The sequence below is a fragment of the Collinsella sp. AM36-4AA genome, from assembly GCF_003467795.1.
Lineage (GTDB): Bacteria > Actinomycetota > Coriobacteriia > Coriobacteriales > Coriobacteriaceae > Collinsella.
Map to the genome: position 1 here is coordinate 1 of NZ_QSHS01000021.1, position 13,435 is coordinate 13,435.

Genomic DNA, 13,435 nt, shown 5'->3' on the forward strand with positions numbered 1-13,435 from the left:
ATCGCGCACTCCATATTTTGTTCACAAATGAATAGGTCCCTCAGTCGCATCACTGAGGTTAAAACTGAAGCATTGGCTTCTGATATTGGCGATGACCAGCTGGTTTATAGGTGTTAAGGCATCGGTCATCTCTGGAGCGCCACTTTACTCCAAAAGCATCAGCTATTTGTTTCCCGTCGGTAAAAGGCAGGTTTTGTTCGCCAAGCGTTCTTATATATAGAGAAGTTCGGGTTCGAACCCGTGGCGCGGCAACAAAAAAGCGACCAGCCGGAGCCGATCGCTTTCTATTCTATGCTGGATCATCCAGAGGGCGCTTCCGAACTCATTTTCTCGCTGCCATTCATGCTTTCGAAGCATCGTTCGACCTCCACAGCCTCATGTTTTGAGGATCTGCCGTGTTTATCACTGTTATTAATGAGTGTGTGGAAGTGATCCTCATACAGATACGTGCGATCCGCCAGAGAACTGAGAAGCATCTCTCTGCAGCCCTCGTTGCCTATCCTCGCATCTCTCAGGTCTTCCGGAAATTCACAAGCAGTCTTAGAGTCAATTTGTTTCCGTTTTCAGAGACTTGTTTGAGAGTTTTTAAAGACAGTTCAAAACAATAAGTGAGACACCATAAAGCAGAGCAAGATGTGCCGGATAGAAAATGTAGAAGAAATATTTGAGCTTCAGCCCTCGCTTACCATTATAAAGATTGATAAGCAGCAACGAAACGACCGCGGCAGCAACATCAGGATTAAATACATTAGCTGTAGCAAACTCAAATCCGCCGCCAACTATATGGCATGACGAAAGGAGCACTGCACATACTGCAGCAAAGAACATCTTGGCCTTGCTGTCGTGGAATAAATAGAATGCAGCCACAAGCATAATGCCATACACACCGCCATCTAGTTTAGTGTATTCAGCTGCCAGTGCTGTCAAAACAATCAGAGCAGTTTCTGCGATGTATCTTTTCCGTTTTGAAAGACTTTGTATCTTTTCCAGAACAATCAAAAAGACCAAGGAAAGCAGGAGCTCACACATAACATTTTGTTGCCGAAGGTCAAATAGTTGCCCGGTTTGGACGAAATCGTATATGGGCTCCGCAATGATTGCGAAGACAAGCATATTTCGCAGGTACTTCTTTAAGTCATGAGTATGCAAAAATCCCTCAACTATCAAAAAGCAAAATAAGGGAAATGCAATTCTGCCAAGAACATGAAGCATATCCGAAGCCTCGCTTAGAATCGCCCACTGTTCGTCTGATATCTGACTGTACGATGCGTGAGTCATGATTCCATTGGTCAAGACAATCCTGCTTACATGATCGAGAACCATCGAAATGGCTGCTATTATCTTTAATGTGCTGCCGCTAATTCCGTATCTATTTGTCTTCATTTCGTATTCCTTACTTTGGGTGGGCCGTCAGGGGTTCAGCCTGCTCCGCAGGCGGCCGCTGCGGCGCTTCGCGCCTTGCGCGCTGCGCTGGCAAACGCTCACGCGTTTACTCAGCTCCGCGCCCTTTCGGGTTCGAAGCCACGTCGCGGCAACAAAAAAGCGGCTGGCATCCGCCAGTCGCTTTTCCATTCTATGGTGGGCCGTCAGGGGTTCGAACCCTGGACCTTGGGATTAAAAGTCCCCTGCTCTGCCAGCTGAGCTAACGGCCCGCGGGTGGCATTGTACCACGGTCTGGGACTATTCCCAACTCCATTGGCCGTTCTGGAAAATCACAACTTCACGTCCATCAGGCGTAATGCCCGTAATATCGATGTCGTCCGTGCCAATCATAAAATCGACGTGCGTGCTCGAGACGTTAACGCCATGCTCCAGGAGCTCTTCCTTGGACATGTCATACCCACCCTCGATGCATTCGGGGAAACCGACACCTAGCGCGAGATGGCAGCTAGCGTTCTCGTCATAGAGCGTATCGTAGAACAGTACGCCACTTTCGCGGATCGGCGTGTTCTTGGAGATGAGCGCGACCTCTCCCAGGTGAGCAGCGCCCTCGTCAGTATCGATGATGCTTGCGAGCGTTGCCTTGCCCACACGGGCATCGTAGTCCACTACGCGGCCGCCCTCGAACTTAATCCAAAAATCGTCGACCTTATTGCCATGGTGGATGAGCGGCATGGCCGAGTACACGATACCGTCGGCGCGCATGCGATCGGGCGAAGTGAAGACTTCCTCGGTGGGAATGTTGGGGAAGAAGGGGTGCCCTTCGGGCGTCTTGCCCTTGCCGCCGGCCCACTCGTGACCTTTCGTCATGCCAATCGTCAGATCGGTTCCATTTGCCGCGGCGTAATGCAGGTAGTCGAAACGATTGTCGTTCAGAAAACGCAGGTTCTTTTCGAATGCGGCGTCATGGAGTTCCCAGTCGCTCTCTGGGTCCTGGCCATCGGCGCGCGCGGTGTGCAGAATCGCATTCCACAGCTTATAGATTGCAACCTCATCGGCGTCTCCCGGGAACACCTCGTGCGCCCAAGCCACGACCGGAGCGCCGGCGATGCACCACGGATTGATGTTGTAATCCAGTCCACGGCGGAAAACTTTGCATTGCGTATTCCTCGCCTTGGATGCCGCGGCCGGCTTGGCTGGATCGATGCCCTTGAGGGCCGCAGGATCCGCCCCCTCGATAAAGACAAAGCAGGCACCATCCTGGGCCAGTGAATCAAGCTGCAGGCGCTTCCACTCGGGCGTCTGCTCAAAATAGCTTTTATCGACATGCTCGTACGTGAGCCTCGTCACGGCATCATCGGCCCAAATGACCGTCACGTGGCCAGCGCCGGCGGCATAAGCCTCCGCGACCACCACGCGGGCAAAAGGCGCGCACTCTACCGGAGACTGAACGACAACCTCCTGGCCGGGCTTGACGTTTACGCCCTTGCGGACAACCAGACGCGCATAGTTTTTAATCTTGGGCTCCAGGGCCTTCATGCCCTCCAGAGCTTCTTCGACCGTCAGGGCAGCTCGAATCATGTGCCACTCCATCTATCTATAGAACAGTAAAAAGCGCGCCGCAAAAACGACGCGCCTTATATCTTAGCGATAAGTATGCATGCAAACGCTATTTCTTCTTGGAGTCCTTTTTGTCCTCCTCGGCAGCCGCGCGCTCAATAAGAGCGTTGAGCTTGTTCTCGGACATGCCCTCGGCCTGCGTGCGGTACATGTTACGCAGGGGACGAATACGAACGAAGTCGTAAATAAAGTCACCCAAAATGACGACGTAGGACAAAACGATGCCGACCATCTGGACAGGGCTGGACACCATGCCAGCGGGAGCGAAGTAGAGCGAAGCCCAAATTGCCACGACGAGTACCATGCCGATAGTAAGCACGGCCCACCAGATACGACGGCGCTTGGTGTAGTCCTCATCCTGCTTGAGAAGGATATTCGACACCGTGTAGATGCGGTCCTCCTTGGCGCGCTGCTTAGCCTTGCGGGCGCGCTTCTCCTCTTTAGAGAGGCCCTCGAGGTTCTCGCCCTTCTCGAGCTCTTTGCGGCGTGCCTTAGACGAAGCCGGCACGACGCGGACAGAGCTCGCTGCCTGACGGGCAGGCTTAGCAGATGCGGCGGACTTGCGCGCAACCCCGGTAACCTCGTGGGATTGCGTGCGCTTGTTCGTGGCGCTACGGGTACTCACTTATGCGTTCTCCTTCATGCTTGTGAACTGGGAGCCCGTGATGATCTGGAAGGCCTCGCGATAGCGCTCGGACGTGCCATCGATGACCTCGGCGGGCAGGTGCGGGGTCTCCCCCGTCATATCCCAGTTGGCCTTGAGCCAATTGCGGACGAATTGTTTGTCGTAGCTGGGCTGGATCTTGCCCTCCTTGTAGCTGGCAGCAGGCCAGAAACGGCTGGAATCGGGCGTGAGGCACTCGTCGATCAGCGTGACCTTGCCATCGATGACACCAAACTCGAACTTGGTGTCGGCAATGATGATGCCACGGGTCGCGGCGTACTCGGCAGCGGCCTTGTAGATCTTGAGGGAAAGGTCGCGAATCTGCGTGGCGATGTCCTCGCCCACGATCTCGCAGCAACGCTCGAACGAGATGTTCTCGTCGTGGTCACCGATCTCGGCCTTCGTGGACGGCGTGAACAGCGGCTCGGGAAGCTTGGAAGCCTCGGTCAGGCCCTCAGGCAGCTGGATGCCGCAGACGGTGCCGTTCTCGTCGTAGGTCTTCTTGCCCGAACCGGTCAGATAGCCGCGGACGATGCACTCGATAGGAATCGTCTGGGCCTTCTTAACCAGCATGGCGCGGCCAGCGAGGTAGTCACGATACTCAGCAAACTCCTCGGGGAAATCCGCCGGGTCGATGGAAACGAGATGGTTGGGGACGATGTCGGCAAACTTATCAAACCAGAATGCCGAGATGCGATTGAGCACCTCTCCCTTAAACGGAATCTCGTCGGGAAGAATGAAGTCGAACGCAGAAATGCGGTCGGTGGCGACCATCAGCAGGTTTTCACCGGCATCGTAGATATCACGAACCTTGCCACGGGAATCCGGACGACGCTCCATCGTTGTCACGTGAGTCACTCCTTACCAAAATACGACAGTAATGCGGGTTCTTTCCCGCACGTTTTCGCAAACTCGGAGCGGCAGGGACGAAACCCCTCCTTCACCGAATAGCGAAAAGCTAGTGCTCCATTGTAGTAGATGCCGCGTCCGCCGTGTGCTCGCGAGGCAGATGAATCGTAAAAGTCGTACCCTTTCCAAGCTCCGACTCCACGGAAATGTAGCCATGATGTCGCTCGACGATCTGTTTAGTCACGGCGAGGCCCACGCCCAGACCGCCCGCCTCACGGGCACGGCTGGCATCGGCGCGCCAAAAACGGCCGAAGATGCGCGACAAGTCATCCTTGGCAATACCGATGCCGGTATCAGAAACGGCAACGCTGACGTGTTTGCGGTCACTGAGCACCGACACCACGACCCAACCGCCCTCGGGGGTATAGCGCATGGCGTTGCTCATGAGATTGATGACGCATTGTGTGATCATGTCGGGATCGGCTTCGACGACATCGTCGTGACCTTGCGTCTCGTCAGCAAAGCGCAAGCGCAGATCGCGGTCGACAAACAGGCGCTCCTGGGCATTGACGATGGAACGCACGAAAGGAACCATGTCCACCGGCTCAAGGTTGAGCGGAGCCGTGCTGTTTTCCATGCGCGACAGGTCGAGCATCTGCTGCACCAGACGAGCCAGGCGACGCGTCTCGGAAGCAACAGTCTCCAAGTGCTCATCGTCGGTAGGATATACGCCATCCTGCATGGCCTCGACCGTTGCGAGCATGGCCATAAGCGGAGTACGAAGTTCGTGAGCCACGTCTGAGGTCAGGCGCTTCTCGTGTTTCATATCCTTCTCGAGCGAAGTGGCCATCTCATCGAAGGTCTCACCCAGCTGATCAATCTCGTCATCACCGCGCAAACCAGTACGAGCGGACAGATCGCCATCGCGAATTTGCTTGGCCGTGCTCGTAATACGATGAATCGGCTTGGTGAGCATGCGCGACACGAGCGATCCGATAACGACCGAAATGCAGATTGCAACAACCGCGGCGAGGGCCATGGCGTTAAAGGTCTTCTCCCTAAATGCAGAATCCGCCTTGGTGAGCAAGGCATCGGAGCCGATGGCCCATAGCTTTACCTGTCCGACATGCTCGCCCGAAGACGTTATGATTTCGACGTTGGCAACGCTATCGGAGTCGGTTGGAGCAGACGAGACCGGGCTATGCGATGCTTTTTTACCGCTCGAGCTGCTCGACGCCGATTCGCTCTCGCGCACATCGGCGGTCGCGCTTGCCGAAGGCCATGAGTCGTCATAGACGACAACGCCCTTCTTGTTGACGACCTGCATACTCAGGTCGTCGGATACCAAACTCGATGTCGCGACCGTGCGCAGCTCGCCCGCAGTCCAGTTGCCGTTTTCCTCATACGACGTCGCAAGCTTTTCGGCAGCAGAATTGGCGATCTCGACGATATTGGAGCGCGTGTAATCCGAAAAGACCGTGCCCCACACAACAGAGACCACGCCCACCAGCACCAATACCGTCATGAGCGATGTCAGAGCAAAAGCAAGTGCCATGCGCGAGGGATAGCTCATCGTTGGCCGTGAATCGGAACGAGGCGTGTTCCAACTAGCCTTGGAACCCGCCTCGCTCTCCTGCTTGTGCTTTTGTCCGATTTCAAAGCGCGCAGGTGTCATATGTGATTTCCCTATTTCTCGTCCGACTTATCGGTCTTGGCCGAAGCCTCGAAGCGATAGCCGACACCGTGGACGGTGTAGAGCCACTTGGGCTTCTTGGGATCATCGCCCAGCTTGGCGCGAAGGTTCTTCACGTGGCTATCGATGGTGCGCTCATAGCCCTCAAAGTCGTAGCCGAGCACCTTCTCGACCAGCTCCATGCGGTTGTAGACGCGACCGGGGTGACGGGCAAGCGTGGTGAGCAGCTTAAACTCGGAAGCCGTCAGGTCGACTTCCTTGCCCTCGACCAAAATCTTGTGGCCCGAGATATCGATGACCAGATCGCCGAAGTCGAGTACCTCGACGGCTGGCTCGTCGGCCTGATGGGCACGGCGGAACAAGGCGCGTACGCGCGCGACAAGCTCGCGCGGCGAGAACGGCTTAATCAGATAGTCGTCGGCGCCGAGCTCAAGACCGATAATACGGTCCTCGATCTCGCCCTTGGCAGTCAGCATGATGATGGGGACATCCGAGGTATCGCGAATGGTGCGGCAAACGCGCTCGCCGGGGATCTTGGGGAGCATAAGGTCGAGCACGACCAGGTCAAACTGATGCTTCTCGAACTCCTCGATCGCGGACTGGCCGTCGCCGACACCCACAACCCAGTAGCCTTCGCGCTCGAGATAGGCAGCGACGGCGTCACGGATTGCCTTCTCATCCTCGACCAGCAGAATCTTTTTTGCATCTGAAGCCATAACACGGCCCCCCTGTCTCAATCAGCTAAGAACAAGCCCATTTTAACGCACCTGAGCCCGCCGGATGCCACTATGACGCGGCAGCTCGGCGGGCGGTACTCACAATTACAACGCGTTTATTCCCCTGTTGGCGCCTTTTTAACCCCTCTAAGCTTAAAGAGAGAATAGGCGTGCGGTGACCGTCTCGGGTATACCCTGGCTGTTGCGCACCGTGGCGTACGTAAGGAATGAGTCCGATTTTCCCGCCGTAGCTGGATAATCGCCATATTCCAAAGCGCGGTCGGGCGACAACAGCGAGCCATAGGTCTTGGCAGAGGTGTCGATGAGAAAATGCGATGCCTGTACCTTAACGAGATATTTATTCTTCTTGCCGGCAGCACATGCGAGCGGCTCGCGGGACAGAAAGAGGTATGGCCCTCCCTCATTACCGATATACGTGCCCATGTTGCCCAGGCTGCCCACGTCACTATAGGTCGCCTCGATAGAAAACACGAAGGTATCGCCCATATATACGGCCTCGAAAGGCGAGACTGACGAGGGAAGGACTAGCTGGGCACGTTTGGTGTTGTTGCCATCGGTCAGATCGATTGCCGTTATGCCATAGTAGACGCCTTCGTCGTTGCGGACACGCGGCGAGATGGTCAAAATGCCGTCGCTCGCGCGCGGGGCCGATGCAAAGCGGCCCATCGATTTCCAAATTACCTCGGCCTTGGATTCATCAAGCGAGCGACGATAGCAAAACGAATCACTACTCGTTTTATTGCCGCCTGCCGAAGGCATTTTATACCAGATGACCGATGACCCGAACGCCGTAAACAGGGGCGGATCATAGTCCTTGCCACCTCGATCGAGCTCAGCCACGTCGCCAGAGAGCGAGGCGCCCGACAGATTTTGAGCGTAGAGCTTCCACGATGAATTGGCAAAGTTCATCTCAACCCACGCAAACACGCCATCGCCGGCACGGACATCGTAAAAAGCATATCCCGTGCCCTCGATAGGATCCTCGATTAATGTGGTAAGCGAGCCATCGCCCAGGTTGAGCACACCAAGCGTATTGGCATGCAGAGCAGAAGCAGGCGCCATCATCGCGGCGGCGTAGTCGCCATCGCAGTAGTACAGCAGCGTGCCCAGCGGCAGCGTCCACGACGCCGCCGGCTCAAGATCGATATCAACAGCTTCGTACTCATCAGTGATCGAGACAATCTTCGAATCGTCCTTGATAACCTGCGGCTCGCCGGCGGCATCGTCGCTGGTGCCCGTTTTTTTCGAGCAACCGGCAAGCACCGTGGCAGCGCCCGCGGCAGCACCGCCGAGCACAAAGCCACGGCGCGATATTCCATTCTTGATGTGGTCGGCGATACCCATTAGGCGATCTCGGCGCGAGCGGCCTCGATAGCGCGCGTAAGCTGATCGGCGCAAGAGGTCTTTTTCATACCGCAGGTATTACCGGCGAGAACCTCGATTACGCGATCGGCAGGAGCACCCTCGACTAACTTGGAGATTGCCTTGAGATTGCCGTCACAGCCGCCGGTAAACTCAACGCCCAGCACCTTGCTGCCATCGTCAGAGAGATTGAGGTGAATATTGCGAGAGCATACACCCTGCGGCTTGTAGTCAAAACTAATCATTGAGATCCCCTCTCAGAAAGAAATTTCAGACGTCTATTATCCCCGCCTGGGCCGACTTATTATCGCAAGCACCGATTCAACATCCTACGATGCATGGACTCGCGGGGGCAAGATTAGCAGTCCGCACCCTGTGCGTGGACCGTGCGCTTCTCCCGATACATATTGTGGTCGGCGACACGATATACATCGGCCAGCGTATTTCCAGCCGTCTCGACGGTCGCCACGCCAATCGATGCGCTGACCGTCAGGGCCTCATCGCTTACCGCGGCAAGACCGAGACGAAGATCCTGTTCCAGCCCGAGCGCAGACTCGTTGTCAGTATGGGGGCAAATCAGCAAAAACTCGTCGCCGCCAAGGCGCATCGGCAGATAATCCGCACCAGCCACCCGCCGCAGCACGGACGCCGTCCGTCGCAGCAGTTCATCCCCCATCTCGTGACCATAGATGTCGTTGGTCCGCTTGAGATAATTGCAGTCCAACATAATCACGCTCACGGGCAAGTCCTCGTTTACCAGGCTATCTCCGCGCGATTCAAGATAGTTGCGGTTGCGAAGCCCCGTCAGTTTGTCTTGATATGACAGCTCCTCGGCATGCTTGACCATCGATATGTTGTGCGTCGCCACGACGACCGACTCCAGCCGGCCTTGCTCATCGCGATGCTGGGGGACAACCTGTAGCGAGTACCAAGCGCCTCGACAATCTCGCACCTCGGCAGCCAAGTACGGTACGCCCTCCATACGTTCACGAAGCGAACTTATATCTACGAGTCCCACAACCGCTTCGCGGCTTTCGGGGCTCACGATATCCCGGCAGACCGTGTCCATAAAGTCATATGCCTCGCTGTGCTCGGCAAATATCTTCGCTATCGCCGGCGACATATTGATCCCCTCGATCTCGAGGGTGTCGAGATGCAAAAGGAAGGTCGAATCGTAGATGGCGCTTATGGCATTGATAATGCCGAGCTGTTTATCCTTTTCGACCAAATTGCGGTGGTCAACGATATTTCGAGCCAACAGCACCACGACCCAAAACGCAAGACACACCAAGACGCCGACGGCGACAAATGAAATCCTGTCAGACATGACCTCAGATTTGGGATATAGCGCAAACAGGCGGTAGTCCTTATATGCCGCACGCACGGCATACCATTCGTCTCCTCGATATTCGATGCGCGTCAGGCCGTCGTCTTTCCACTCAACTCCTACGCTGGTGAGGAGTCGGGCGAGCGACACGTCAGCATCGGCACTGTTGGATGAGACAATCTCCGCATCCTCCATAACAAGCACCGTGGGACCCTGGTGGAAGGTACTGTTCGAAAGCACGTCGGCTATGGCATATGAATAGTCGTCCGCCGTATCGGAAACAAGTGAGCGGTATGCCAGGGCAACGCCGTCGCCATACGGAACAGCACAGACGGCAAAAACGACACCACGGCGCTCATCGACAGTTGAGTAGGTCACTTTGGAACCTTGATACATCGATGCGACCGGCGAACAGGCCAACTCATCTCGCCACAACATGAGCGGATCGCGACCATCGATGTCGTAGTGGGCAGCCATATGGCCATCGGAGTCCATGACCATCAGCCCCGAAAGGTTCTCGGCATGGACAAATTGCTCGATAAGATCGTCGTTAACCTCAACGCGATCAGAGGACAGGAACGTCACAAACGATTCGACCGCGGCGAGCAAATCGTGCGTCGCCTCGGTTTTTCTCCCCTGTTCGTAGCGGTCATATTTTTCGCAAGCGTTCTCCAAAAACACCATGGTTTCTTGGCCAAACCCAAGCGTTTTTTCGAGGCAGCGATGGGTTCCAACCGTATACAACAGGCCTAACAAGACGGCGCTGACAATAACGCTGGCAGCTATGACGTTCAGAGTCTTTCGACTCAAGCGGTGCTCATCAGTTGTCATGAATTTCCTCCTTGCCCGCCCGTCGTCGCTCCTGTCTTGTAATTGCCCACAATACGGTCAATCGTGCCATCTCGATCCATGTCGAACAGCGCGGTATTGAGATCCTTTACGACCGATCCTTCATAGCTGTCATCAAACGCGACGCCCAGGTCAACCGTCATAACATTGTCGGCAAACACACGGTAAACGCCGGGATACTGAGCAACGAGTCGGTCAAGCGACTGGACATCCGCCATCCAGCAGTCAACGTACCCTTTGACTAGAGCGGCTTTGCAGAGTTCGGCAGAGCCATATGATTTGATTTGAACGTCCGACGAGACCCCCAGATCCCCCGCAAGCAATCGGCGTTCACTCACCGAACCCGCAATCACCGCAATGGTCTTACTTCCATCGAGATGTGCCAAGGACTTGATGCCACTCGTTTTCTTGGCGGCAACCGAGACCGTCACGGTTAGATACGGCTCGGTCCAGTAATACTTATCCTCGCGATAACAGGGAGAATAGTCACACCACAGGCAATCGATATCACCGTTTTTGAGCAGCCGGTCGCGATCGTTCCAGTCAATATCGACAAACTGTGGCTTGAGCCCCGCACGCTTGCAGGCCTCGCGGGCGATGTCGATATCGATACCGGCGTAATCGCCCGTGGTATCGACATACACATAGGGGTCGTTATCCGTAACGCCGATTTTGAGCACCGGGAGATCTCTATCGGCTTCATTCGAGGAGGAAGAACTGCTTCGAACGGTATACGTCAGGGCGCCCGCACAGACGGCAACAAGGAGTATGAGCGTAAACGAGACGATGGTGGCCCGCTTGATGCGTCTGGGCACGTGCCCCCTTTCATCGAAACAGCAGTCGGAGTTCATTTTATTACCCGGGCGCATATGCGACAGTAAAAAAAGCGCCTCGCCCAAGACGGGCAAGGCGCCAAAGGTTGAAATGCATCCGCAAGCGGTCGAATTAGGTTAACCCTACTCGAAGCTCAGCTGCTCCAGGCGATCGAAGACCGTATCGATGCGGGTGAGGAAGTCCCACGGATCAAAAATCTCGTCGAGCTTCTCCTGGCTGACGGTGCAGCGCGGATCGGCCTCGAGACGCTCCTTAAAGGTGGGGCCAGAGACACAATCCTGCACCTCGTGCCAGGTGGCCATGGCGTTCTCCTGCACAATGGCGTACGCATCCTCGCGGGTGATACCCGTATCGACGAGGGCAAGCAGGACCTTGGAGGAGAAGATGAGGCCGCGGGTCTTGTTGAGATTGGCCATCATGCGGGCCGGATACAGCTGCAGGCCGTCGATAACGCGAATGAGGCACTGGAACATATGGTCAAGCGCGATAAAGCTATCGGCCTGGGCGACACGCTCGGCGGAAGAGTGCGAAATGTCGCGCTCGTGCCACAGGGCGACGTTGTCGAAGGCGACCTGGGCGTTGGACTTCACGACGCGCGACAGACCGCAGACCTTCTCCATGGTGATGGGGTTACGCTTGTGCGGCATGGCGGAGCTGCCCTTTTGGCCCTTGCGGAAGGGCTCCTCGGCCTCGAGTGTATCGGTCTTCTGCAGGTTGCGGACCTCGGTCGCGATGCGCTCGCAGGTAGCCGCTGTAGTGGCAAGCACGCCGGCAAGATAGGCGTGGTGATCGCGGCTGATGACCTGCGTGGACAGCGGGTCGTGAACCAGACCCAGGTGCTCACAGACGTACTCCTCGACGAACGGCTCGATGGAGCTGTAGGTGCCGACGGCACCGGAGATGGCACCGAAGGCAACGTTCTTGCGAGCATCCTCAAGACGATCAAGGTCGCGCTTGAGTTCCCATGCCCAAGAGCCAAACTTCATGCCGAAGGTCATCGGCTCAGCATGGATGCCATGGGTGCGTCCGGCGCAGAGCGTATTGCGCTCCTCGAAGGCGCGGCGCTTGCAGATCACGCCGAGCTTCTTGACGTCCTCGATAATCAGGTCACACGCCTGAGTAAGCTGATAGCACAGAGCAGTATCACCCAGGTCGGAGCTGGTCATACCGTAGTGAACCCAGCGACTAGGCTTGGGCTCGCCCTCGGGAACATCGGCGTCGATATATTCCTTCATGTTGGTCAGGAAGGCGATGACATCGTGGCGCGTGACCTCCTCGATCTCATCGACCTTCGCCTTCTCAAAGTTGGCATGGTCGCGGATCCACTGGGCTTCGTCTTTAGAAATGCCGATCTTGCCGAGCTCCGCCTGGGCCTCGCAGGCCAGAACCTCGATCTCCTGCCAAATGGCATACTTGTTCTCGAGGGAGAAGATATGTCCCATCTCCGGGCGGGTATAGCGATCGATCATAGCGGCTCCTTTTTGGTTATTGGCACGTTGGTCGTAACCCAACCATTGTACCGTGCGCGGGTGCGAGTATGGGCAGCAGGCATTAACCTAACATTTTGGAATTGGAGCGGGCATGGGGACATCCGCGTATTTGCTTCGCAAATCCGCACCGGCTGCGGTCGATCTCCTCGGATTCACGGAGACGATGGGGAAGACTTTGTTGAATTGGCCGTCCCAAGGTCTCCCGCGCTCGATGGAGCGGGCAACGGGACGTCCGCGTATTTGCTTCGCAAATCCGCACCGGCTGCGGTCGCCTATCGGCGACCTTGCCTGCTCGCTATAAACGCTTCGCGTTTATTTAACGCTCGCACCCTGTCGGGTTCGAGTCCCGGCACTTTATTGAAAAAGGCACAGTAACGAAACGTTACCGTGCCTGAAATTCGAATGGAGCGGGCAACGGGACTCGAACCCGCGAGTGTCAGCTTGGGAAGCTGATGCCTTACCACTTGGCGATGCCCGCTTGTGTGTTGGCTAGTATAACGCGGTTGTCTTGTTCGATACAAGGGTGGCGATGCTTGTTTTAGCCGTGGAGATTCGTTTGAAAATCGCATCAATTGTGGAGATGAGGACCTTTGGCCTCCTGTTCTCCTTATCTTCTACCTGCGCTTTTGC

The 13,435-nt window shown here is 55.9% G+C and carries 11 protein-coding genes and 2 tRNA genes; all 13 read right to left on the reverse strand.

Features of this window, described 5'->3' with window-relative positions:
* Positions 1 to 585 precede the first annotated feature (585 nt).
* A complete protein-coding gene (locus tag DW850_RS07245; protein ID WP_117769708.1) occupies positions 586 to 1,383 on the reverse strand; it encodes a TraX family protein in 798 nt (265 codons plus the stop codon).
* Between the two features lie 193 nt (positions 1,384 to 1,576).
* A tRNA-Lys gene (locus DW850_RS07250) sits at positions 1,577 to 1,652 on the reverse strand.
* A gap of 28 nt (positions 1,653 to 1,680) precedes the next feature.
* Positions 1,681 to 2,961, reverse strand: coding sequence for an aminopeptidase (locus tag DW850_RS07255; protein WP_117786698.1), 1,281 nt, complete (start codon positions 2,959 to 2,961; stop codon positions 1,681 to 1,683).
* An 88-nt stretch (positions 2,962 to 3,049) separates the two neighbouring features.
* Entirely contained in the window at positions 3,050 to 3,625 is a 576-nt protein-coding gene (locus DW850_RS07260) for a hypothetical protein (RefSeq protein ID WP_117774211.1), read from the reverse strand.
* Positions 3,626 to 4,504, reverse strand: a complete 879-nt coding sequence (locus DW850_RS07265) for a phosphoribosylaminoimidazolesuccinocarboxamide synthase (protein WP_117786699.1) — start codon at positions 4,502 to 4,504, stop codon at positions 3,626 to 3,628.
* A 118-nt stretch (positions 4,505 to 4,622) separates the two neighbouring features.
* Positions 4,623 to 6,188: a cell wall metabolism sensor histidine kinase WalK gene (locus tag DW850_RS07270; RefSeq protein ID WP_117786700.1), complete on the reverse strand. Its 1,566-nt coding sequence runs from the start codon at positions 6,186 to 6,188 to the stop codon at positions 4,623 to 4,625.
* An 11-nt stretch (positions 6,189 to 6,199) separates the two neighbouring features.
* A complete protein-coding gene (locus DW850_RS07275; protein WP_117786701.1) occupies positions 6,200 to 6,922 on the reverse strand; it encodes a response regulator transcription factor in 723 nt (240 codons plus the stop codon).
* A 153-nt stretch (positions 6,923 to 7,075) separates the two neighbouring features.
* The gene (locus DW850_RS07280; RefSeq protein WP_117786702.1) at positions 7,076 to 8,287 is read right to left on the reverse strand and encodes a twin-arginine translocation signal domain-containing protein; all 1,212 of its coding nucleotides are present in this window, start codon (positions 8,285 to 8,287) and stop codon (positions 7,076 to 7,078) included.
* A complete protein-coding gene (locus tag DW850_RS07285) occupies positions 8,287 to 8,550 on the reverse strand; it encodes a TIGR03905 family TSCPD domain-containing protein (protein ID WP_089572560.1) in 264 nt (87 codons plus the stop codon). The genes DW850_RS07280 and DW850_RS07285 overlap by 1 nt, the downstream gene beginning before the upstream one ends.
* A 113-nt stretch (positions 8,551 to 8,663) precedes the next feature.
* Complete coding sequence (locus tag DW850_RS07290) at positions 8,664 to 10,463, reverse strand: GGDEF domain-containing protein (protein ID WP_117786703.1); 1,800 nt, start codon at positions 10,461 to 10,463, stop codon at positions 8,664 to 8,666.
* The gene (locus tag DW850_RS07295) at positions 10,460 to 11,296 is read right to left on the reverse strand and encodes an ABC transporter substrate-binding protein (protein WP_158551316.1); all 837 of its coding nucleotides are present in this window, start codon (positions 11,294 to 11,296) and stop codon (positions 10,460 to 10,462) included. The genes DW850_RS07290 and DW850_RS07295 overlap by 4 nt, the downstream gene beginning before the upstream one ends.
* Positions 11,297 to 11,437: 141 nt before the next feature.
* Positions 11,438 to 12,784 (reverse strand): adenylosuccinate lyase, encoded by a 1,347-nt coding sequence (gene purB, locus DW850_RS07300; protein ID WP_117640633.1) that lies wholly within the window; start codon positions 12,782 to 12,784, stop codon positions 11,438 to 11,440.
* 424 nt (positions 12,785 to 13,208) lie between these two features.
* Positions 13,209 to 13,283, reverse strand: a tRNA-Gly gene (locus tag DW850_RS07305).
* Positions 13,284 to 13,435: the final 152 nt, after the last annotated feature.

Excerpts from the sequence above, each read along its gene's own strand:
- DW850_RS07245 (WP_117769708.1), bottom strand. The coding sequence starts at position 1,383 with ATGAAGACAAATAGATACGGAATTAGCGGCAGCACATTAAAGATAATA.
- DW850_RS07255 (WP_117786698.1), bottom strand. The coding sequence starts at position 2,961 with ATGATTCGAGCTGCCCTGACGGTCGAAGAAGCTCTGGAGGGCATGAAG.
- DW850_RS07265 (WP_117786699.1), bottom strand. The coding sequence starts at position 4,504 with ATGGAGCGTCGTCCGGATTCCCGTGGCAAGGTTCGTGATATCTACGAT.
- DW850_RS07270 (WP_117786700.1), bottom strand. The coding sequence starts at position 6,188 with ATGACACCTGCGCGCTTTGAAATCGGACAAAAGCACAAGCAGGAGAGC.
- DW850_RS07275 (WP_117786701.1), bottom strand. The coding sequence starts at position 6,922 with ATGGCTTCAGATGCAAAAAAGATTCTGCTGGTCGAGGATGAGAAGGCA.
- DW850_RS07280 (WP_117786702.1), bottom strand. The coding sequence starts at position 8,287 with ATGGGTATCGCCGACCACATCAAGAATGGAATATCGCGCCGTGGCTTT.
- DW850_RS07285 (WP_089572560.1), bottom strand. The coding sequence starts at position 8,550 with ATGATTAGTTTTGACTACAAGCCGCAGGGTGTATGCTCTCGCAATATT.
- DW850_RS07290 (WP_117786703.1), bottom strand. The coding sequence starts at position 10,463 with ATGACAACTGATGAGCACCGCTTGAGTCGAAAGACTCTGAACGTCATA.
- purB (WP_117640633.1), bottom strand. The coding sequence starts at position 12,784 with ATGATCGATCGCTATACCCGCCCGGAGATGGGACATATCTTCTCCCTC.